Origin of the sequence: Paraburkholderia sp. JHI2823, from assembly GCF_038900695.1 — a bacterium.
Lineage (GTDB): Bacteria > Pseudomonadota > Gammaproteobacteria > Burkholderiales > Burkholderiaceae > Paraburkholderia > Paraburkholderia mimosarum.
This window is the reverse complement of sequence record NZ_JAYMRY010000055.1, coordinates 1-21,372: the sequence shown is the minus strand read 5'-3', so window position 1 is coordinate 21,372 and position 21,372 is coordinate 1. Positions and strand designations below refer to the sequence as shown.

The window sequence follows — 21,372 nt, the reverse complement described above, 5'->3', positions numbered from 1 at the left end:
GATGCGTTCGCTATGATTGCGCCAATGCATCGTTTTGACCCCAGCCCCGTGCTGCGCCATTCAGGGAGAGCCCGCTCATGAGCATCGTCCAGGAGTTCAAGGAATTTGCCGTCAAAGGCAATGTGATGGATCTCGCCGTCGGTGTGATCATCGGTGGCGCGTTTTCGAGCATTGTCAACTCGATCGTGAAAGATCTCATCATGCCGGTGATCGGCGTGATCACGGGCGGCCTCGACTTTTCGAACATGTTCGTCCGGCTCGGCCACGTTCCGGCCAGCTACAAGGGCAACCCCGACTCGTACAAGGATCTGCAGACCGCGGGCGTCGCCGTCTTCGGCTATGGCTCGTTCATCACCGCGGTGATCAACTTCGTGATCCTCGCGTTCATCATCTTTTTGATGGTGAAATTCATCAACAAGCTGCGCCAGCCGCAAGCCGCCGCACCCGCCGAGCCGCCGCCCACGCCCGAAGATGTGCTGCTGCTGCGCGAGATCCGCGATTCGCTGCAGAACAGTCCGCGCTGAATCACGCGTCAGCCCGCAAAACCCGCGCCGCCGCGAGGCCGCGCGGTTTTTTTGTACCCATGCTCAGGATGCGGGCTCGGCAGGATCGGGCTCGGCCGCCGCGGCGCGCGCGAGCGCGGCCTCCTCGATCAGCCGCTCGAGCTGCTCGAAGTTGACGGGCTTCGTGAGATGCGCGGTGAAGCCCGCTTCGACGCTGCGGCGCACGTCGTCGTCGGTGCCGAATCCCGTGAGCGCGATGGCGGGCGCCGCCGACTGCGCCCGGAACGCGCGGATGAAATCGATGCCCGAGCCATCCGGCAGACCGATGTCGCTCACCACGAGATCGAAGGCCATGCTGGCCGTCAGCGCGAGCGCATGGGCAACGTTGGCCGCCACCACCACCTCGTGGCCCCCCGCGCGCATCAGTTGCGCCATCACCTCGGCCGTATCGGCGTGATCTTCGATCAGCAGGATCTTCAACATGCCCGCGCGATGCGGACTGTGCAACTGGGCCGTCGTCGCTGCCCCTTCGCCGGGCGCCGCTGTCGGCAGGACGATCGTGAACGTGGCGCCGCAATGCGCGCCGGGGCTTCTCGCGCTCACGCTTCCGCCGTGCGCCTCGGTCAGCGCCCGGGTCACGGCGAGTCCGAGACCTAGTCCGCCGAACTGGCGCGTGTGGTTGTGGCTGCCCTGCTCGAACGCATGGAAGAGCTTGCCGATCTCGTCGGGCGCAATGCCGATGCCCGTGTCCTCGACTTCGATTTCCACGCGCATGCGCTCGTCGCGCGTGCGCACGTAGATGTGACCGCCGTCGGGCGTGAACTTCGCGGCGTTGCGCACGAGGTTCCAGAGCATCTGCTGCAGGCGCGCGCGATCGCCTCGCACATAGTGATGTTTCGCGCGCAGGTCGACGTGGACGTCCTGCTGCTTGGTCTGGATCTCACTGCGAAACAGCTCGAGCACCGACTCGATGACCTCGTGCACATCGACCGTCTCCAGCGCAAGGCTCAGCTTGCCGTTGGCCACGCGAGTGAGATCGAGCAGGTCGTCGATGAGGCGTGCTTCCAGTTCGATATTGCGGCGGATCATCAGCACACCGGAACGCGCGGCTTCGGGCAGCTCGGGAATCTGTTCCAGTAGCCGCGTGCCGGCGAGCACCGGCGTGAGCGGTGTACGCAGCTCGTGCGAGAGCATCGCGAGAAAGCGGTCTTTTGCGCGGTTGGCCTCTTCCGCGGCCTGACGCGCGGCCTGCTCCGACGCGAGCAGCCGCTCGCGCTCCTCGGCCGCTTCACGCTGCGAATCGATGTCGGTGCAACTGCCGAACCATTTGTTCACGCCGCCGCGCGGATCGCGCATCGCAACGATTCGGACATCGAACCATCGGTAGACACCATCGTGCCGGCGGATGCGCAACTCATGGCGATAGTCGGTGGCCCCGCTGGCCACTGCGTTGAGCCAGCTCTGGCGGACCGCTTCCCGATCGCCGGGATGCACGGCGTCGAGCCACGCGAAGCCGCGCGAATCGCGCGCGTCGAGCCCCGTGTAGTCGAGCCACTGTTTCGAGAGAAAGTCGCAATTGCCGTCCGCGCCGCAGGTGAGCACGAGGTGCGGCAACGCTTCGGAGAGCGTGCGATAGTGCTCCTCGCGATCGCGCAGCAGCAGCGCTTCGTCGGAGGCGCGCTGTAGCGCCACCTGCGAGAGCACGCGCGCGACGGCTTCCGGCAGGTAGTCGAGATAGTCGCCCGATTTCGGCACCACGTCCGAGACGCCTGCGCGCAGCGCGGCGATCACGCGCGACTCATCGGTGAAACCGGTCACGAGGATGGCGGGCACGCGCACGTTGTCGGCACGCAGCCGGCGAAAGAAGTCGAGGCCCGTTTCCGCGCCGTCGAGCTGATAGTCGAGCACGAGCACGTCGGGCGTCTGCACCCCGAGCAGCGTGCGCGCCTCGCCGACACCGGTGCACGTGTCCACGCGCGCACCGGCGCGTAACAGCGATTTGCGGGCGAGGCGCAGGATGCCTTCGTCGTCGTCGACGACCAGCACGCGCGCGCCGTCCAGCATGGTGGCTCCCTCACTCATGTTCGAAGCGCCCGGTCGAGCACGGGGCACCATTGCCGCGCTCGCCGAAGCCTTTGCCGCAGTACCTGCGATTCGTTGCCAATGCCAAATGGTTCCATCCCAAATACGCTATTGAGTCCCTGCCGGCCGGGCCTGAACGAAGCGGTGGCCCGGCGGCAGCTCGACGACCTGGAGAAAGCAGCCGAGTCGCCGCACGGCCTCGATGAAGGCGTCATATTCGACCGGTTTCGTGATGTACACGTTGCAGCCAAGCTCATAGCAGCGCTCGATTTCGCGCGGGTCGTCGGTGGTCGTGAGCACGATGACCGGCACTGATGCCGTGGCGGGCTCCCCTTTCAGACGCCGCAGCACCTCGAAGCCGTCCACGCGCGGCATGCGCAGGTCGAGCAGCACGACGAAATTGCCGAGCGCGTCGCGCGGCGACCGGTTGGGCGACGCGGCGGGGCCGTCGCCCGGCGCGCCGAAAAAATAGTCGAGCGCCTCCTGACCGTCGCGAAAGCGCAGGAAGCCGTTCGAGACGCCCGAACGTCGCAGGTTGCGCTCGACCAGCGTGGCGTGCCCGTCGTCGTCTTCGATCAGCACGATGCCGATCTGTTCCCCGTCCGCCATTTCGACTCTCCCAACCGCTGCATTGTTTTCTTCGATTTCGATGCTCGTTGAAAGCTGCTAGCCGATTCTCCGCGCGCGAATTATGCGCTCCGCCAGGCGGTGCCCAACGGCTGGGCTGGCAGCGAGACGAAGAACGTGGAGCCCGCGCCCTCGGTAGTGTCGACCCAGATGCGCCCGCCATGGCGCTCCGCAATCCGCTTTGCGAGCGCGAGACCCGTACCCTGCCCGGACGATACGCCGCCGTGCAACCGCTGAAAGGCGCGGAAAAGCTTCGGCAGATACGCCTGCGCGATACCCACGCCATTGTCGCGCACATAATAGGTTCGCGTACGCGCGCGAGTGGCTTCGTCGATTTTTCTTCCCCGGTCTTTTTCCACGTAGGCTCCGGATTCCCTGCCAGGTTCGGTGACGGGTTCCGCGTCCGGCCCGACCTCGCCAATCTCGACCCGGCCCGGCCGGGCGGAATCGAGATGACGCAACGCATTTTCGATGAGATTGGCGAAAATCTCTTCGAGCGCGGCCGGATCGCCCCAGGCGGGTGACAGTTCGCCTACGTCGATGCGCGCGGCCTGCGGGATTTTGCCGGCAAGCCCCCCCAGCACGCGCTCGACGAGACGGGCAATATCGACGCGCTGCCAGCGGTATTCGAGGCGCCCGGCACGCGAGATCCGCAGCAGCGCGTCGATGATGGCCGCCGCGCGCGTTACCGCCTGGCGCAGGAATTGCAGCGACTCGTCGACATCGCCATCGAGCACTTCGGCCATCGCGCGGCGCTCCTGCTCGGGCAGTCCCGCCGCGTTGATCTGCGCGCGCAGGTCGTCGCAGGACACCTGCAGTTCCTTCGAGAAACCCTGCAGGTTCACGAGCGGCGAGCGCAGATCGTGCGACACGCTGTAGATGAACATCTCGTTGTCCTGACTCTCCTGGCGCAGATGCTCGTTCGCGCTCGCCAGCTCGGCCGCGCGCGCCTGCAGTTGCGCCTTCAGCGCGGCCTGCTCGCGCTCGGCCACGCGCAACCGCGCGCTCGTCTGGTGCAGCACGGCGTCGAGCGCGGCGATTTCGTCGTTGCCGGACAGCGCCGGCAGGAGCGGCGCGCCCTCGCCGAGGCGCTCGGCATTCGCGCCAAGCGCGGCAAGGCGCGCGCCCACATTGCGGGCAAACGCCGCAGCCGTGAATGCCCAGATCAGCATCGAACCCACCACCGCAAGAATGAGCGCATCCTGCTGACGCGCGCGCGTTTCGCGCAGCATCCCGGTGCGGACCTCGTCGAGCCGGGTTTCCTCCACGATGAAGTCGCCGAGCACCTCGCGCACCGTCTCGATCTGGGGCGGCAGGCCGTTTCCCGCCAGGCGCGCGAACCGTTCACTGTGGCCCATCCGCAATGCATCGGCGATCTCGCCCGCTTCCTTGCGCCACGCGTAGGCAGCCTCACGCATGCGCGCTACGCGCCCGCGTTGCAGGGGATTGTCGGCGACCATGCGCGCGAGCAGCGTGATGCGATCGGAGAATTCGGTCCAGACGGCATGGCGATCGATGAAGGACGGATCTTCGAGCACGATGCCGGTGCGCACACGTGCGGCCTCGCGCAGCAGGGGGTCGGCGAGGCTATTGGCTTGCCAGAGGATTTGCTGGGTGTTCTCGGCACGTTTCGCCGCGAGTGCGGCGTTGCCCTGGGTGTGGAACACGACGCCGAGCAGCGCCAGTTCGACGACGCTCGGAATCGCGATCAGCAAGAGCCCCTTGGCAAAGAGTTTCATGTCCGTCCGGTTCAGGGTCGTCTCTGGGCGGCGCGCCGGCAAGTTGCAGCGCTTCGTGTCATCTCCCGCGCCGGCCGCCGGCTCGGCGCGCGGCTGCGCGCAACAGAACCGCAACATTATCGGCGTGAATTTTCAGGATGACAACGTATGTGACATCCCACACCTCGCCTCGTGGAAAACCCGCTTTTTTGCGGCAATTCGCCACACTGCGCGCACGCACAGGTCTATTATTGAGACGGAGACAAGCGAGAGAGCGCCGGGATATCTACATGAGCGCGACGTGCGATCCAGCATGGCGTTTGCGAACGCAATGAGGATTCTGGACAGGGGCGGCAACGCGGAGCGCTTCACGCGGTCCGATCGCGGTTAAAGCGGACCGTCCCCATCTGTATCCTCGTGAACCCTGCAAATCCGTGTGCTATAAAGGATCGACGTGCGGCGCACCAGTCCGGGAGTGGTCGCATGGGAACGCTGCGAGTTTTGCAATCCACCTTTTTCAGGCGAATTTTTATGTCCTTCCCGAAAAAGCGCAAACGCGTCAAGGCAGATGGCGACGAGTCGTTTCTCGCCGTGCTGAGTCATTTCAAACCGTTCGGCCAACTCGATACCAAGATCGCGCGTGCGCGCGCGCAGGACGAGCCCGTGCTCTACGCGCATGTCCTGCCGGGGCTCGACGTGCTCCTGTGCAGCGTGCGCGGTGCGCAGCCCCCGTATCCCGGCACGAGCGAACTGCGCAAGCGCTGCATCGAATCGATTGCACACGCACTGGAGCAGCCGATCGAGGGCCTCGAGAACGGCGGTTACTGGTATGAGGCAGACGGCTTCGGCTTTCTCGTCTTCGCGAGCCGCGCGCGCGGACGCGTTCTGCCCGAGTTCGGCGCAGCGCGTTCGACCATGAGCACGCGGCGGGTCACGCGCCGCCAGGATGCCGCCGGCGACACGGCGCCGCGGTCCTTGCGTTAGTTGCCTGTAGTTGCCTGTAGCTGGCTGTAGTTGCCTATAGTCGCCTTTAGTCGCCTGGTTTGCCGTCGCGCGCCAGGCCGCGCTTTCCCGGGCAAACCACTGCACCGCTGCAACGGGTCGATTCCCCGGCGCAGCGGTTTTTCGCATCCTCTTCCCGTATCAGCTTCCCTTATAGAGCGGTTCTTGCCCCTGCTGGTTATTCGATGACGGCGCGTCCCGCCTCGTCGTGCCCGTTTTCGGGCCCTTGTCGGTGGCGGCTGCGCCGCTAGCGCCCGCTGCACCGGCAACGGGCTTCGGCGGCGCGAGCTTCTTCTGGCCCGGCGGCGGCGCCACCGGGTGCTGGCTCATCTGCGCGAACAGCGCGTCGCACGGCAGCGGCTTGTTGTTGCTCGGCGCGATCAGCGGAATCAGCGCGGCGAACGGGTTGATGAGCCCGAGGCCGACCATGGCGCCCCCGCGGAGCGCGAGCGCGGCCGCATCCACGCCCACGCGCGGGTTCTTGAAAGTCCCCTTCACGTAGAGCGGCGAGCGCAACGTGAAGACGCGAAAGCCCTTGGTATGCGGGTGCACCTTCATGTCCACCGACTCGTCGCGCAGGTCGACCGGGCCGTCGAGGTCGATCACGGCGTCGGTAGTGTCGAGCGCGAACACGTGCGGATCCAGCACGCCGTTGGTGGCGACGAAGTCGGCGGCCGCACAGTTGATCTTCACGTCGCGCGTGCCGAACAGCTTCTCGTAGACCACGTTCGCCACGTTCAGGCCCGCCGCCTCCATGAGCAGGCGGCTGATCGTGCCCTGCGTGACGAGCAGTTTCACCTCGCCGTTCGACGTCGCGGCGATCGCGGCGGGCGAGTTGCCGGTCGCGGAGAGCGACGCATCGCCGTTGATTTCCCCGAGCGCCGACTCCATCGACTTGAAGTTCGGGAACAGTTCCTTGAGCTTCAGATGGCGCGCCTCGAGCGTGCCCCGCGCCTTGAGCGGCTTGCTGCCGCCGTCGAGCGAGGCGCGCGTGCCGAGCGTGCCGCCCGCCACGCCGAACCGCAGCGGATCGAGCACGAGCACGCCATCGGTCAACGTGACGTGCGCGTAGAGATCCCGGACAGGCAGGCTGCCCTGCTTGACGATGCGCCGCCCCGTGAACTTGACGTCGGCATCGATGGCGGTCCAGCGATCGGTGCGGAACGGCTCGACCGGAATCACGCGGTCGGCCGGCTGCGCGACCCGGGCGCCGCGCTTCGCCTTGCTCGCCTTGCTGTCCGCGCCAATCAACGGCGCGAGGTCCGAGAACTGCAGCAGATTCGAAACCACTTCGCCCGTGAGCAGCGGCCGTGACGGGCGCTGCCGATAGACCACGGTGCCGTTCAGATCGCTGCCGCCCACGCGGCCTGTGAAGTTCTCGTAATGGAATACGCTCGCGCCGCGCTGGAAATTCCCGACAAAGCGGCCTTCCGTGGCATAGGGCGGCGTTTCGGGCAGAGTCACGCCAGTGAGGTCGTACAGATGCGCCATGCTTTGGCCCTGCAGCCACAGGCGCAGATCCACGGCGGCCAGATGCATGGGGTCGGTGAGCGTGCCGACGAGCGCGATATGCATGTCGCCCGCGCGCACGTCGGCCTGGATCGGGAACGGGCGCTTCGCGTCCTGCAGCGCGAGCACGCCACCGAGCTTGCCATCGCCCGAGAGCGGCGTCGTGTTGTACGTTCCCTTGATCGACCAGCCGATCGCGTAAAACGGCTGTTTGACGGGAAGCTGCCCAGAGGTGGCGCCGCTGGCACCGCTCGCGTTGCTGGCTGCACTGGGCTCACTGGCTTCGCTCGCCTTGCTGGCTGCACTGGCCTCACTGGCTGCACTCGCCTCGCTGGCTGCACTCGCCTCGCTGGCTGCGCTCGCCTTGCTGGCTGCGCTCGCCTCGCTGGCTGCGCTCGCCTCGCTGGCGGCAGCCGCCTCGGAAGCGTGCTCTTTGCGCAACTGGTGCGTGAGCCGGTTTGCGCCAGCGCGCCCGACCATCTGGGCGGAACCCCGGCGCGACGCCGCTGCCTGTTCCTCGATCACCTTGCCGATCGGGATGCCATGGCCGAGCAGGCTCACCGCGATTTTGACGTCGGTTTTCGTCTGCTGGTCGCTCACGGTGACATTGCCTGACGAAAACGTGATGTCATGTAGCTCGAGACGCCAGCTCGAAGGCCCGTTCGATGCCGGTAGTTTGAAGGTCCAGTTATTGCGCCCGTCTGCAAGGCGCTCGACGTCGATGGCCGGATTCACCAGATTGATCACCGGGATCACGATGTGGTGCGCGAGCAGTGGCAGCACGGCCACCTCGAAGTCGATCTCGTCGAGCGTGGCGAAATGCGGGGACCGGGTCCAGTCCGGATTGGCGATCACGACCTGCGTCGCGGAAAAGCGCGGCCAAGGCACCCAGGCGCGCCAGCCCGTCTGGCCGGGCGGCCTATGCCAGCCCACCTTGATGTCGCCTTCGATTGCGAACGGCCGTCCAATGGCCTCGCTCACCTTCTCATTCACGTAGGGCTTCGCGTGGTTCCAGTCGAACATCACGATGAAGACGGCCACCAAGGCGACCAGCACGACGACAACCGCGACGAGCCATGCGATGATCCTGGCGAGCGTGCGGCCGTGGCTGAAGGCTTGGGGCTGCGGTGACGTCATGCGGGCTCCACGTTATGCGTTGTTGTTTTTCCTGCCATATTGCAATCCCGCAGGAGCAGTCAGCGTGCCCGGTTGCCGGCGCCTGACTGCCTTTCGTGGCGGGCATGCGATCTTCCCCGCAATCTTTCGATGCTCAAGCACAGTCAACTTTCCCCACCCGGCGCCAAAGGCGCGGCGCTCGTCGAAGCACACCGCATTGCCCGGCGCGACGCGCAACGCGGCCAGTGGCTGCTACATGCCACCGATTTCGCGCTGCGCGCAGGCGAGCGTGCCGTGCTGACCGGGCCGTCGGGCTCGGGCAAGAGCGTGTTCCTGCGAGCGCTGGCGCTGCTCGACCCGATCGACGGCGGTGAGGTGCGCTGGCATGGCGAGCCTGTCACGCGCGCACGCATTGTCCACTATCGGCGCCATATCGCGTATCTGCGGCAGCGGCCCGCACTGCTCGATGGCAGCGTCGAGGACAACCTGCTCTACCCGTACACGCTCGCGGCCTACCGCAACGAGCGATTCGACGCCGCGCGCGCCAGCGCGCTCTTCGACGCCGCCGGCCGCGCCAGCGATTTCCTCGCGCGCAACACCGCCGAGCTATCAGGCGGCGAAGCGCAAATCGTCGCCCTCGTGCGCGTGCTGCAGCTCGATCCCGAGGCGCTCCTGCTCGACGAACCGACCGCCTCGCTCGACCCCGAGTCGGCACGCGCCGTCGAGGCCCTCGTCACCGGCTGGTTCGAACAGGCGCGCACCGCGCGGGCCACTGTCTGGGTATCGCACGATCCGGGGCAGGCGTCGCGCGTGGGCGCCCGGCATCTGACGATGCGCGCCGGCGTGCTCGAAGAGCCCGCCGCCCGCGCGCCATTCATCGAGGGCGCTGCACAATGAGCCCCGGCGTACTGCAAAACCTCGGCATCGGCGACGTCGCCATTGCGGCGCTGCTCGTGTTCGTCAACGGGGCGGTCTCCGTGCTGCTCAAGCTCGATCTGGAGCGCAAGCTGGCGTGGGCGGCTGTGCGCACCGTCGTTCAACTGCTCGCGATCGGCTATGTGCTCGGCTGGGTGTTCGCGTTCAACCGCTGGTACGTCGTGCTACCGCTCATGGCGCTGATGACGTTGATCGCCGGCTTCGCGGGCGCGCAGCGCGGCGCGCGCACGTACGGGGGACAGCGCGCGGACAGCATCGTTTCGATCTGGGTGAGCGCGTGGCTCGTGGCGGCGGTCGGGCTGTTCGTGGTGATCCGGATCCGGCCGTGGTACGAGCCACAATACGCGATTCCGATCCTCGGCATGATTCTCGGCAACACGTTGACGGGCGTGTCGCTCGGCGTGGAGCGCATGATGCAGGAGCTGACAGCGCGGCGCGATCGCGTCGAAAGCGCGCTGGCGCTGGGGGCGACACGCTGGGAAGCCGCTCAGGCGAGCGCCCGGGAGGCGGTGCGCGCCGGCATGATCCCGACGCTCAACCAGATGGCCGTGGTCGGCGTGGTGAGCCTCCCCGGCATGATGACGGGCCAGGTGCTGGCGGGGCAATCGCCGCTTCAGGCGGTGCGCTACCAGATCGTGATCATGTTCCTGATCGCGGCTTCGTCGGCGCTTGGCACGGTGGGCGCGGTGCTGCTCGCGTACCGGCGGCTGTTCTCGCCGGAGCATCGCTTCCTCGTTGCGCGACTGGCCGAGCGCAAGTCACGCGGATGAGCAATTGCGGCGGCGCTGCGTGCCACCGGTTGCACATACGGCATGCGGTTCCTAGCGCTGCGCCGAGATCGTGATCTGCGTGCCGTCGCTGAGCGTGAGCGTCTTCGCCGTGCCGTTGGTCGGCATCGTGAGGTGGGCGACCTCGCTATGCGCCACGACGGCGGGGCACGTCAGCTGCGCGCCGTTGCTCGACACCGACTGCGTGCCGTGCGGCGCCTGGGCCCGGAAGCTCACCTGCACGGTGGCGATACCGTTGCTCGCCACGATCGGGGCGAGCCGCAGCTGGGTTTGCCGCACCATTGCGCCGTTTGCGTCGAGCGGCAGCGTGGCGTAGTCCGGACAGCCTTGCGGAGTCGCGACCGCCCCGCCCGGCGGCGTGGTCCGCCAGGTGAAATCGTCCGTGTCGCCGGAGCGTAGCGTGCGCGTTTCCTGGGCGTTACCGAACTGTTTGGACGCGACCCGCACGGTGTAGCGGATCGGTCCGTCGGTTGCGGCTTTCGAGGTGACCGTGATCGGCGTCGCCGCAAGCGCAGGCAGCGCGATCACACCGGAAACGGCAAGGACGAACTGCAAGAGCACCGCGCGGTGGCGGTGAGTATGGCGGGAGCTGCGGCAAGGCATGCGTCACCTCCTGGCGGGAACGGCCGGGCCCGCGAGCGAATCGCGGCGTACGCAACGACCGCGGCAAGCCGCGATGGCCGGTACGGCGCTCCGCTCTCGTGCGGCGGATGATCTGTTACCTAGTCTAGCGCGCCGCGCGATGCCTTGCGCCGAGCGCATGCATCGAACGGACCAGGTTTTATCCCGCTTGTCTTCGGCAGCGATTTGCTCGCCGCCCAATGGCGCAAGCGCACGCGCCGGGCTTCGACTGTCCTGCTCCCGTTGCGTGGCCGCGTTCTGCGAGGGATACCTGCCACGCAGTTCCGTGGCGCCTCCGCGCGAAGCGCGCCATGGCGCGCATCCCCCGCTACTTCCCGCCCGTTTCGAGACCGAGCGTCATCTCAGCGGTCACCCGTTGTCGCACGTGGCCGTAGCCCGCCCAGGGATCGGCGTGCTCGATATCGGCAAAGCGCGCATTCATCGTCGCGAGCGTCCATTGCGCGCCGCCCGTCGTCCGTTCGAGTTCGTCCCAGCCGATCGGCACGGACACGCCCAACCCTGGCCGGGCACGTACGCCGTATGCGAGCGCCGTGCTCGCGCCGCGCGCATTGCGCAGGTAGTCCACGAAGATCTTCTTCCTGCGGTGCTCCGGGCCCATCGTGGCCGTGAGCTGCGTGGGCCACACTGCGGCCAGATGCTGCGCGGCCGCGCGCGCGAACGCCTTGACGTCGTCCCAGCCCGCCTCGGGCGTGAGCGGCACGACGATGTGCAGGCCCTTGCCGCCGCTCGTCTTGCAGAACGATTCGAGCCCGAGTTCCGCGAGCAACGCGCGCGTGCGCAATGCCGCCTCGATCATGCGGTCCCAGCCGAGCGCGGAATCGGGGTCAAGGTCGAACACTACGCGGTCGGGCCGCTCGATGTCGGTGATGCGGGCGTTCCAGGTGTGCAGCTCGATGACGTCCATCTGGGCGGCGCTCACCAGCGCTCTCGCCGTATCGATCGTGACCAGCGGCGGATGGCCCGGGTCGAGCCCTTCGTGTTCGGTGACTTCGGGCAGCGGCGCACGGCCTTTGTGGCGCTGGAAAAACATCTCGCCGGCAAGTCCCCGAGGCGCGCGCACCAGCGACACGGGGCGCTCGTGCAGATGCGGCAGGATCCAGCGAGCGGCGCGCTCGTAGTAGCGCACGAGTTCGAGCTTGTGGGTGCCGCTGTCCGCATCGACGATGCGCCTTGCACTCGTGATGCGTATGCCGTCGATCTCGCATTCGGCTGAGTCGTCGCGTCGGCGCCGCGCGGCGCGAGGCGAGCGGTGCATGGACGCGGCAGTCGTTGCCGGCGCGGCGGCGTCCGATTTCGGGGCCCGCTCGCCGCGCGGCGTTCGGGCGGATGTCTTCGTTAGGGCTTTCGGAGCGTCCTGCATACCGGTTCCCCTGGCGCACCTGGCGCATGACGCATCGCGCGACGCGAGTCGCGACACGTTCGGTTGACAGCGCGTGGCGGCCAGCCCCGTCGATCGCCGCACGAGCTTTCATTGTGCATCGAATGGGCGCTTTCGTCGCTGCAAGGTTTGAGCGGGCGCCCCCCAGAGAAACAGGGAAATATCACGTGAGTCTGGACACGCTGTGCATCGGGCATGGGGCCCGCGGCAGGCCGCGGGAAGTTACAATGTTTAGCTTTGCCGCCCGCGCCGTAGCCCCTTCGCGTGCGACAACCCTTTTTATCCATTGCCCCGACGTCGCCGCGCAGGGGCCTTGCCAGCCCAGCCATGAACCTCGTCATCCAGAGTCCCGCCCCGCTCGATACCGTCCATCACAAGCCGCTCCTCGGCCTCGCCCGTGGCAGCAGCCTCACGCCGATCGACGCCCACGCGGTTCAGATCGAGAACGCCGAGCCGGCCCAGCGCGCCGACCTCGAGGTCTACTGCGGCACGCACCAGCTCGACTACGCGTTTGTCGAAGCCGGCCGCGCGCTCGCCGATTTCGGCCTCGTGGCGATGGATATGGACTCGACGCTCATCACGATCGAATGCATCGACGAAATCGCGGACTTCTGCGGCCTGAAGGCCGAAGTCGCGGCGATTACCGAAGCGTCGATGCGCGGCGAGATCAAGGACTTCAACGAAAGCCTCACGCGCCGCGTAGCCCTCCTCGAGGGGCTCGACGCAGGCGCGCTGGAGCGCGTGTATGAAGAGCGCCTGCAGCTCTCGCCGGGCGCGGAACAGATGCTCGCGGGCGCGAAAGCCGCGGGTCTGAAGACGCTGCTCGTCTCGGGCGGCTTCACGTTCTTCACCGAGCGCCTCAAAGCGAGGCTCGGGCTCGACTACACGCGCGCGAATACGCTCGAAATCGTCGACGGCAAGCTCACGGGCCGGGTCATTGGCGAGATCGTCAACGCAGACGTGAAGGCGCGCACCCTCGCCGAAACCTGCGCGCAGATCGGCATCGAGCCGCGCCGCGCGATCGCGATCGGCGACGGATCCAACGACCTGAAGATGATGGGCTCGGCGGGCTTGTCGGTCGCATTCCGGGCTAAGCCGGTGGTGCGCGAGGCGGCGAGCGTCGCGTTCAATTTCGTCGGGCTCGACGGACTGCTGCGTCTTTTCTGATTCTGTCTTCGGTGCGGCCGCAAACACAACGGCCGCTCGTGTCGCTGTAGACGCGAGCGGCCGTTGCTGCCTCGAGCGGCTTATTCAGGGGTACTTGCTTTTTCCGCGAGCTTCGCGAGCGCCTGCTCGATATCCGCGCGCAAATCCGCTTCCTCTTCGAGACCGATGTAGAAGCGCACCAAAGTGCCGCGATGTGGCCAGCTCGCAGCCGTGCGCATCGAACCGACATCGTATGGCATGGCGAGACTATGCGCCCCGCCCCAGCTCCAGCCCAGCGCGAAGAGTTCGAGCGACTCGCAGAACGTATCGATTTGCGTGGCGCTGTAGCGTTCGTCGAACACCACGGAAAAGAGACCGCCCGCGCCCGTGAAATCGCGTTTGTAGAATGCGTGACCCGGGCAGTCTTCGAACGCGGGATGCAGCATTGCCGCGATTTCCGGACGCGTCTTGAGCCAGCCAGCAAGCGCAAGCGCCGTGCGGTCGTGGGCCTCGAAACGCGCCTTCATGCTCGGCAGCGCGCGCAGCACGAGCGAGCAGTCGTCGACCGATACGCCAATGCCAAGCCGCATGCGCGCGGCCTTGAGCTTCAGGTACAGATCGCGGTCGGTGGTGATGGTCGCGCCCATCAGCACGTCGCTGCCACCCGACTGATACTTGGTGAGCGCCTGCACCGAAATGTCGATGCCATGCTCGAACGGCTTGAACGCGAGACCCGCCGACCACGTATTGTCGATGGCCGTGATGACGTTGCGCGCGCGCGCCGCCGCCGTGATCGCGCGCACGTCGGGCACTTCCATCGTGACCGAGCCGGGCGCTTCGAGCCAGATCAGCCTCGTGTTCGGCTGGATCAGATCGGCGATACCCGCGCCGATCATCGGATCGTAGTAGCGCGCCGTGAGGCCGAAGTCGCGGGCGAGCCAGTCGCCGTGATCGCGATTGGGCGAATAGACGTTATCGGGAATCAATACATCGTCGCCGGACTTGAGCAGTCCGAAGTAGACGTTCGAGATCGCCGAGAGACCCGACGGCTGCAACAGCGCATGCTCGCCGCCTTCGATCTCGGCGATGCGCTTCTGGAGCATCGCCGAGGTAGGCGTGGCGTGCAGGCCGTAGCGCCATTGCGCATCGTTGCGCCAGTCGAGCGCGCGCACCGAAGCGAGGTCGGGGAACACCACGGTCGACGCCCGCGTGACGGGCGCGGCAAACGATTCGAAACCGGGCGTGAGATCGTCTTGCGGGTGGACGATGCGCGTCTGCAACGCGCGGCTGGAGTCGGATTTTTTCATGTCGGAGAGGAGACGGTTGAGGCGCGGCGACCTTGCGGCGCGCAGGCTGGCAGCTCGCGCGCGCAACGTCGCATACCGAAGATTAACACCCGCGGTGGCGCTTATTGCCCGGTGACGAGATTGCCCACGCCGTTCACGGCATGCGCGCCGGTCGATGCGGATGCCGGTGCTGTCGTGGCCGCGCGGGTTGCGCCGGTTACGCGAGTCGAAACGGCCGGAGCCGCTGCGCCCGGCGCAAGCGGTTTCAGGTCGAACGGCACGGGGTCCGAATCGTCGGGATCCATGCGCTCGCCCGAGAGCGACCCGTCCTCGGCGAACGTGCCGACCCAGTTGCCAGCGATATGCGTGCCGTCGTTCGAGTCCTCGGCTTCCAGTGTGGCGCCGTCGCGGTCGCCGGCGATCAGGCTAACCTCTCCCGTATCCGTGTACTGGTACTCGCCGTGCACCCCGGTCGGGTCGTCATCGCCAGCCCTGGCGCCGATTCGCATGACGATCTGGCGCTTGCCCAGCGTGCCCACGTATTGCGGCAATTTTGCGAACTCGGGGCTCGGCCTGAGCGTCGATTTCACCTGCTGCGTCGCGCTTGCGTCCTGCGCGCGAGCAGCAAGCGGCACGGCCAGCGCCATGGCCACCGCCGCAGCGGCCACGATCCAGCCACACGCGTGCCGGCCAGCGCCGCACCGGACGGCCGCACGCAGCGGCCGCTGGGTCACAACTTTCATCTGAGTCCTTCCTTTACTTGCACGGCGAATCGGGCGAGCCGACCTTCAGATACGCTCGAAAATGGCCGCAATGCCCTGGCCGCCGCCGATGCACATCGTCACGAGCGCATAGCGTCCGCCAATGCGGTGCAGTTCATAAAGCGCCTTCACGGTGATGAGTGCGCCCGTCGCGCCAATGGGGTGGCCAAGCGAGATGCCCGATCCGTTCGGATTCACCTTGGCGGGATCGAGCCCGAGCTCCTGCGAAACCGCACAGGCCTGCGCCGCGAACGCTTCATTGGCCTCGATCACGTCGAGATCGCCGACTTTCAGGCCGGCGCGCTCGAGCGCCTTCTGCGTAGCCGGCACCGGGCCGATGCCCATGTAGGCCGGATCGACGCCCGCATGCGCGTACGAAACGAGGCGTGCGAGCGGTTTCACGCCGCGCGCGCGAGCGGCGTCGGCGCTCATCAGCAGCACCGCGGCGGCGGCGTCGTTGATGCCCGAGGCATTGCCCGCCGTCACGGTGCCGTTTTCCTTCGCGAAAACGGGCTTGAGCTTGCTGAAATCTTCGAGCGTGGCGCCGTGGCGCACGTGCTCGTCCGCGTCGAAGATCACCTCGCCCTTCTTCGACTTGCTCGAAATCGGCAGGATCTGATCCTTGAACCGGCCTTCGGCGAGTGCGCGCTCGGCGCGGCGGTGCGATTCGAGCGCGAGCGCGTCCTGCGCCTCGCGCGTGATGCCGAACTTCTTCGCGACGTTCTCCGCCGTCACGCCCATGTGGATCGCCTGGAACGGGTCGTGCAGCGCGCCGATCATCATGTCGACGAGTTGCGCGTCGCCCATGCGCTGGCCAAACCGGGCGGCCGGCATCGAGTACGGCGCGCGGCTCATGTTTTCCGCGCCCCCGCCGATTGCGATGTCGGCGTCGCCGAGCAGAATCGTTTGCGCGGCCGAGACGATCGCCTGGAGGCCCGAGCCGCACAGCCGGTTCACGGTCAGCGCGGGCGCGTGCTGCGCGACGCCGCCGTTGATCGCAGCCACGCGCGCAAGGTACATGTCCTTGGGTTCGGTGTGCACGACGTTGCCGAACACCACGTGACCCACCGCCTCGCCTTCCACGTTCGCGCGCGAGAGCACTTCGCGCACCACGCGCGCGCCGAGATCAGTCGGCGAGAAGTCCTTCAGGCTGCCGCCGAAGTCGCCGATCGCCGTGCGCACACCGCTTGCCACCACTACTTCGCGTTCCATCATCTGTCTCCTCGTCTTCCTGTCCAGGTGAATTGATAGGTCTCGCGCGCTTCGCCCGATCGATGCGTGTGCCCGGCTAGCGCGATTGACTGGCCAGCAGTCGCTCGACGTCCTCGCGACGCGGGATCGGCGCCACGGCGCCATAGCCCAGGGTCGAAAGCGCCGCCGCCGCATTCGCATAGCACGCGGCGACGAAGGGATCGTCGCCGGCTGCCAGCCGCGCGACAAACGCGCCGCCAAAGCAGTCGCCCGCGCCTGTCGCGTCCACGGCGGCGACCGCGCAACCGGGCACGAGGCGCCGCTCTTCGGGCGTGGCGACGTAGGCGCCGTCCTTGCCGAGCTTGAGTGCGACCACGCGTGCGCCGCGCGCGAGCAGGAGGTCGACGATCGCGTCGCGGTCGTCGAGGCCCGTGAGCACCGCTACGTCGTCCCAGCTTGGCAGGCAGACGTCGGTCATGCGCAGCACCTCGTTCATCACCGCGCGCGCTCGCGCGAGCGGCCAGAGTTTCAGGCGCAGGTTGGTGTCGAAGCTCACGCGCACGCCGTTCGCGCGCGCATGCTCGATGGCGCAGAGCGCGGCGTCGCACGCGCTGTCACTGATCGCCACGCTGATGCCGGAAAGATGCAGCACGCGGGCAGCCGCAATGACGTCGAGCGGCAGATCTCGCGGCGCGTAGCGGCTGGCGGCCGAGCCCTTGCGCAAATACTCGAAGGCGTGGCCGTTCGGACCATGCGAGACGAAGTAGACGCCCGTGGGTGCGGCGGCGTCGACGCGCACCGTCGACGTGTCGACGCCCTCGCGCGTCCACAGATCGATGAGCAGGCGTCCGAAGTGATCGTCGCCGACAGCGGAGACGAAGCCTGTCCGCGCCCCCTGGCGCGCCGCCGCAATGGCGAAGTTCGACGTGTCGCCGCCAAAGCCTTGCAGATACTCCGGGCGGTCTTTCGACGCCTGGTTGAACTCGATCATGGCCTCGCCGTAGGCGAGGACTTGCGCAGACGCGCCCGCCATGCCAGTCAGACCTCGCCCCAAAGGTCGTGGCCATCCGCGCCGGTGATCTTCACCGAAACGAAGTCGCCGACCTTGTAGCGCTTCGACGCTTTGGTTGCGGGCGCGACGTAGACCACGCCGTCGATTTCGGGTGCGTCTGCCGCGGTGCGGCCAATGCCGCCATCGGCGTTGACTTCGTCGATCAGCACCTTGAGTGTCTTGCCGACCTTGCGCTGAATGCGCTTCGCCGACACCTGCTCCGCCACTTCCATGAAGCGCGCGCGGCGCTCCTCGCGCACCTCGTCGGGCAGCGCGCCGTCGAGCTCGTTCGCCGTTGCGCCTTCGACCGGCGAATAGGCGAAGCAGCCCACGCGGTCGAGTTCCGCCTCGCGGATGAAGTCGAGCAGGGTTTCGAACTGCTCTTCGGTCTCGCCCGGAAAGCCCGCGATGAACGTGCTGCGGATCGTCAGATCGGGGCAAATCTCGCGCCACGCCTTCACGCGCTCCATGACCTTCTCCGCATTCGCGGGGCGCTTCATGCGCTTGAGCACTTCCGGATGCGCGTGCTGGAAAGGCACGTCGAGATACGGCAGCACGTGGCCTTTGAACGGGCCTTCAGCCATCATCGGAATGACTTCGTCGACGCTCGGATAAGGGTAGACGTAGTGCAGCCGCACCCAGGCCCCGTATTGCGCGGCCAACTCGCCCAGCGCGGCGACGAGATCCGTCATGCGGGTCTTGATCGGCTTGCCGTTCCAGAAACCGGTGCGGTACTTCACGTCGACGCCGTAGGCGCTCGTGTCCTGCGAGATCACGAGCAGTTCCTTCACGCCGGACTTGAAGAGGTTTTCCGCTTCGAGCATGACCTCGGCAACCGGACGCGACACGAGATCGCCGCGCATCGACGGAATGATGCAAAACGTGCAGCGGTGGTTGCAGCCTTCGGATATCTTCAGGTATGCGTAGTGGCGCGGCGTGAGCTTGATGCCCGCGGCGGGCACGAGATCGACGAAGGGATCGTGCGGTTTGGGCAGATGGCTATGGACCGCCTGCATCACTTCGCCGACGGCATGCGGGCCGGTCACGGCGAGCACCTTCGGGTGCACTTCCTCGATCAGGTTCGAGCCGCTCGCGCTCGCCTTCTTGCCGAGGCAGCCGGTCACGATCACCTTGCCGTTCTCGGAGAGCGCCTCGCCGATGGCGTCGAGACTTTCCTGCACGGCCTCGTCGATGAAGCCGCAGGTGTTGACGACCACGAGATCCGCACCGTCGTACGAACCGGAGATTTCATAACCCTCGGCGCGCAGCTGGGTGATGATCTGCTCGGAGTCGACAAGCGCCTTCGGGCAGCCAAGGGAAACCATCCCGACGCGCGGAGCAGAATTTCGGGAGGTCGTTGATTCAGCAGGGTTTTTCACGTGTACGTCCGGATAGGGCGCGCAGGGCGAAGGAAGCGCGGCGCGAGTTCAAGCCAATCCGCCATTTTACCCGTTTGGCGCATCATGCTGCGCACAATGGAAAGCCCGCGTCCGAAGCCGTCAGGGTCGGATGGGTTATCGGTCCGGATCTCCCCTTGCCGCCAGGGCAAAGCAAGCCCAGGCTGCGGCGCGGGCGTGCGCGAGCGAAGATTTCTCGAAAAGCGACTTCGCAGCAGCGCCAAGGCGTCTTTGCACGCACGCGGCAGGACTGGGACAGGCCAAGCGCCAGCCGGCCGGCGCCGCGCAAACGCTGCTGCAAGCGGCGGCCGCGCTCCCCGAGGCCTTACGCGACATTCCGCGACCGAAAAGGCCCGCTACGACGGCGCCAGGAGACGTGGCCTTCCGTCGACAGCAGGCACGCGCGATCCGGGATCGATGGCGCGGCGCGCTGCCAGCCGCGCGCTCCTTACTTCTTCTCTTCTTCGCCGCCCTCGGGCGCGCCCTGCGCCGGCGCCGTCGCGCCACCGGGTGTCACCGGCTTGAACGGAAAGCTGCTGAACATGTTCTTCGCCTGGTTCTGCATCTGCTCCTGCATCTGCACGAACATGTTCTTCGACTGTTCGATGTAGCTCGTCATCATGCCCTGCATCATGGGCGCCTGCATGTTCATGAACTGCGACCAGACCTCGGGATTCATCGCGTTGCCTTCGTAAAGGCTCTTCGACTGATCGGCGAGCTTGTTCTGGATGTCGATGAACGCCTGGATATTCTTTTCCAGGTAGGTGCCCATCATGCCCTGCATCGCATGACCGTAGAAGCGGATGATCTGCGAAAGCATCGACGACGAGAACATCGGCAGGCCGCCGCTCTCTTCCTCCAGGATGATCTGCAGCAGGATGCTGCGCGTCAGATCCTCGTTGCTCTTCGCGTCGATGACCTTGAATTCCTCCTGATCCAGCACGAGTTGCTTCACGTCCGTCAACGTGATGTATGTGCTCGTCTCCGTGTCGTACAGCCGACGATTCGGATATTTCTTGATGAGACGTTCGGCGGTCTTCTTTGTAGTCGTCATGTGTCGCCCTTGTTAGCGCCAACGCGCGGCGGCCGTTGCCGTCGCGCGCTGGTCTGCCCGTCAAGCGTGGCCTGTTTCGGTTAGCAAACCGGCCCGCTGCCGTCCTCGATCCCTGCGTTGCACGCCCCCTTGCAGACGCGCCGCGCCGGAATCAGCCCATGTGCAACCCGCCATTCAGCGAGAAGTCAGCACCGGTTGCAAAGCCTGACTCGTCGGATGCGAGCCACGCCACGATCGACGCGATTTCCTCGGGCGCACCGAGGCGGCGCACGGGAATCGTCGCGACGATCTTTTCCAGTACGTCGGGACGGATCGACTTCACCATGTCCGTGCCGATATAGCCCGGCGAGACGGTGTTGACCGTCACCCCCTTGGTCGCCACTTCCTGGGCCAGCGCCATCGTGAAGCCGTGAATACCCGCCTTGGCCGTGGAATAGTTGGTCTGCCCGAACTGGCCCTTCTGGCCGTTCACCGACGAGATATTGATGATGCGCCCCCAGCCGCGCTCGACCATGCCGTCGATCACCTGCTTCGTGACGTTGAAGAGGCTCGTGAGATTGGTGTCGATCACGGCCGTCCAGTCTTCGCGCGTCATCTTGCGGAACACCACGTCGCGCGTAATGCCCGCATTGTTGACCAGGACGTCGATTTCACCGACGTCGGCCTTCACCTTGTCGAACGCCTGACGCGTCGAATCCCAGTCGCCCACGTTGCCTTCCGAGGCCACGAAGTCGAAGCCGAGTGCCTTCTGGTCTTCCAGCCACTTCGTGCGGCGCGGCGAATTGGGGCCGCAGCCGGCGACAACCGTGAAACCCTGCTTGGCGAGGCGCTGGCAGATGCCCGTCCCAATGCCGCCCATCCCGCCCGTTACGTACGCAATACGCTCTGACATAAACCACACTCCGTTATCGTTTTCCGGCTACGCCATTCGGCGCCCCCGGCCTCGCTCCTTCCCGCTGCCTCTGTCCGCACCGCTCGTTACCGGTCACATCCGCCGGTTTCTTTGGCGTGCGCCGCAGCGCCGGGACGGACCGCAAGCGGCCGCCCCGGCAGTCACTTCAAGCGCGCTCGAGCGCGAGCGCCACGCCCATGCCGCCGCCGATGCACAGCGAGGCCAGACCGCGCTTCGCGTCGCGGCGCTGCATTTCGTGCAGCAGCGTCACGAGAATGCGGCAGCCCGACGCG

General features: G+C 66.5%; 19 protein-coding genes and 1 pseudogene. 6 read left to right on the top strand and 14 right to left on the bottom strand.

The genetic code is table 11. The features are described 5' to 3' along the window. Positions 1 to 77: 77 nt before the first annotated feature. Positions 78 to 524, top strand: a complete 447-nt coding sequence (gene mscL / locus VSR34_RS34205; RefSeq protein ID WP_028213074.1) for a large conductance mechanosensitive channel protein MscL — start codon at positions 78 to 80, stop codon at positions 522 to 524. A gap of 63 nt (positions 525 to 587) precedes the next feature. On the opposite strand, the gene VSR34_RS34200 is transcribed toward mscL, so the two are convergent. The 3 genes from VSR34_RS34200 to VSR34_RS34190 form a co-directional block, all read right to left on the bottom strand. Continuing rightward, a complete protein-coding gene (locus tag VSR34_RS34200; RefSeq protein ID WP_042288824.1) occupies positions 588 to 2,585 on the bottom strand; it encodes a response regulator in 1,998 nt (665 codons plus the stop codon). Between the two features lie 108 nt (positions 2,586 to 2,693). Beyond that, positions 2,694 to 3,194 carry a response regulator gene (locus VSR34_RS34195; RefSeq protein WP_028213073.1) on the bottom strand — a complete coding sequence of 167 codons (501 nt, stop codon included), beginning with the start codon at positions 3,192 to 3,194 and terminating at the stop codon, positions 2,694 to 2,696. An 80-nt stretch (positions 3,195 to 3,274) separates the two neighbouring features. After that, positions 3,275 to 4,951, bottom strand: a complete 1,677-nt coding sequence (locus VSR34_RS34190) for an ATP-binding protein (RefSeq protein WP_342964742.1) — start codon at positions 4,949 to 4,951, stop codon at positions 3,275 to 3,277. Here VSR34_RS34190 and VSR34_RS34185 point away from each other — a divergent pair. Beyond that, positions 4,950 to 5,321, top strand: coding sequence for a hypothetical protein (locus VSR34_RS34185; RefSeq protein ID WP_342964741.1), 372 nt, complete (start codon positions 4,950 to 4,952; stop codon positions 5,319 to 5,321). The genes VSR34_RS34190 and VSR34_RS34185 overlap by 2 nt on opposite strands. Positions 5,322 to 5,413: 92 nt before the next feature. Continuing rightward, positions 5,414 to 5,914 carry a hypothetical protein gene (locus VSR34_RS34180; RefSeq protein ID WP_028213070.1) on the top strand — a complete coding sequence of 167 codons (501 nt, stop codon included), beginning with the start codon at positions 5,414 to 5,416 and terminating at the stop codon, positions 5,912 to 5,914. Positions 5,915 to 6,073: 159 nt separating this feature from the next. Here the strand turns inward: VSR34_RS34180 and VSR34_RS34175 are convergent, their stop codons facing one another. Beyond that, positions 6,074 to 8,578: an AsmA family protein gene (locus tag VSR34_RS34175; RefSeq protein ID WP_342964740.1), complete on the bottom strand. Its 2,505-nt coding sequence runs from the start codon at positions 8,576 to 8,578 to the stop codon at positions 6,074 to 6,076. A gap of 129 nt (positions 8,579 to 8,707) precedes the next feature. Between VSR34_RS34175 and VSR34_RS34170 the strand changes: the two genes are divergently transcribed. Then, positions 8,708 to 9,454, top strand: coding sequence for an ATP-binding cassette domain-containing protein (locus VSR34_RS34170; protein WP_342964739.1), 747 nt, complete (start codon positions 8,708 to 8,710; stop codon positions 9,452 to 9,454). Then, on the top strand, positions 9,451 to 10,263 hold the full coding sequence (fetB, locus tag VSR34_RS34165; RefSeq protein WP_342964738.1) for an iron export ABC transporter permease subunit FetB: 813 nt from the start codon (positions 9,451 to 9,453) through the stop codon (positions 10,261 to 10,263). Before VSR34_RS34170 ends, fetB begins: the two co-directional genes overlap by 4 nt. Positions 10,264 to 10,314: 51 nt before the next feature. Here fetB and VSR34_RS34160 read toward each other — a convergent pair whose 3' ends face one another. Both VSR34_RS34160 and ligD read right to left on the bottom strand, forming a co-directional pair. Continuing rightward, entirely contained in the window at positions 10,315 to 10,884 is a 570-nt protein-coding gene (locus VSR34_RS34160) for a DUF6013 family protein (protein WP_238327951.1), read from the bottom strand. A gap of 346 nt (positions 10,885 to 11,230) precedes the next feature. Then, on the bottom strand, positions 11,231 to 12,178 hold the full coding sequence (gene ligD / locus VSR34_RS34155) for a non-homologous end-joining DNA ligase (protein WP_051381446.1): 948 nt from the start codon (positions 12,176 to 12,178) through the stop codon (positions 11,231 to 11,233). A gap of 450 nt (positions 12,179 to 12,628) precedes the next feature. On the opposite strand from ligD, the gene serB reads away from it, so the two are divergent. Then, positions 12,629 to 13,468 carry a phosphoserine phosphatase SerB gene (gene serB / locus VSR34_RS34150; RefSeq protein ID WP_342964737.1) on the top strand — a complete coding sequence of 280 codons (840 nt, stop codon included), beginning with the start codon at positions 12,629 to 12,631 and terminating at the stop codon, positions 13,466 to 13,468. Between the two features lie 80 nt (positions 13,469 to 13,548). On the opposite strand, the gene VSR34_RS34145 is transcribed toward serB, so the two are convergent. The 8 genes and pseudogenes from VSR34_RS34145 to VSR34_RS34110 form a co-directional block, all read right to left on the bottom strand. Then, positions 13,549 to 14,754: a cystathionine beta-lyase gene (locus VSR34_RS34145; RefSeq protein WP_028213063.1), complete on the bottom strand. Its 1,206-nt coding sequence runs from the start codon at positions 14,752 to 14,754 to the stop codon at positions 13,549 to 13,551. Positions 14,755 to 14,855: 101 nt separating this feature from the next. After that, positions 14,856 to 15,476 (bottom strand): hypothetical protein, encoded by a 621-nt coding sequence (locus VSR34_RS34140; protein WP_342964736.1) that lies wholly within the window; start codon positions 15,474 to 15,476, stop codon positions 14,856 to 14,858. Positions 15,477 to 15,521: 45 nt separating this feature from the next. After that, entirely contained in the window at positions 15,522 to 16,706 is a 1,185-nt protein-coding gene (gene bktB / locus VSR34_RS34135; RefSeq protein ID WP_028213061.1) for a beta-ketothiolase BktB, read from the bottom strand. A 76-nt stretch (positions 16,707 to 16,782) separates the two neighbouring features. Further along, complete coding sequence (locus tag VSR34_RS34130) at positions 16,783 to 17,718, bottom strand: sugar kinase (RefSeq protein ID WP_342964735.1); 936 nt, start codon at positions 17,716 to 17,718, stop codon at positions 16,783 to 16,785. A 5-nt stretch (positions 17,719 to 17,723) separates the two neighbouring features. After that, a complete protein-coding gene (gene rimO, locus VSR34_RS34125) occupies positions 17,724 to 19,061 on the bottom strand; it encodes a 30S ribosomal protein S12 methylthiotransferase RimO (RefSeq protein ID WP_042288814.1) in 1,338 nt (445 codons plus the stop codon). 520 nt (positions 19,062 to 19,581) lie between these two features. Then, positions 19,582 to 20,187 carry a polyhydroxyalkanoate synthesis repressor PhaR gene (phaR, locus tag VSR34_RS34120; RefSeq protein WP_028213058.1) on the bottom strand — a complete coding sequence of 202 codons (606 nt, stop codon included), beginning with the start codon at positions 20,185 to 20,187 and terminating at the stop codon, positions 19,582 to 19,584. Between the two features lie 151 nt (positions 20,188 to 20,338). After that, entirely contained in the window at positions 20,339 to 21,079 is a 741-nt protein-coding gene (locus VSR34_RS34115; protein ID WP_028213057.1) for a 3-ketoacyl-ACP reductase, read from the bottom strand. A gap of 166 nt (positions 21,080 to 21,245) precedes the next feature. Then, positions 21,246 to 21,372: pseudogene (locus tag VSR34_RS34110) on the bottom strand (acetyl-CoA C-acetyltransferase); the annotation flags it as partial.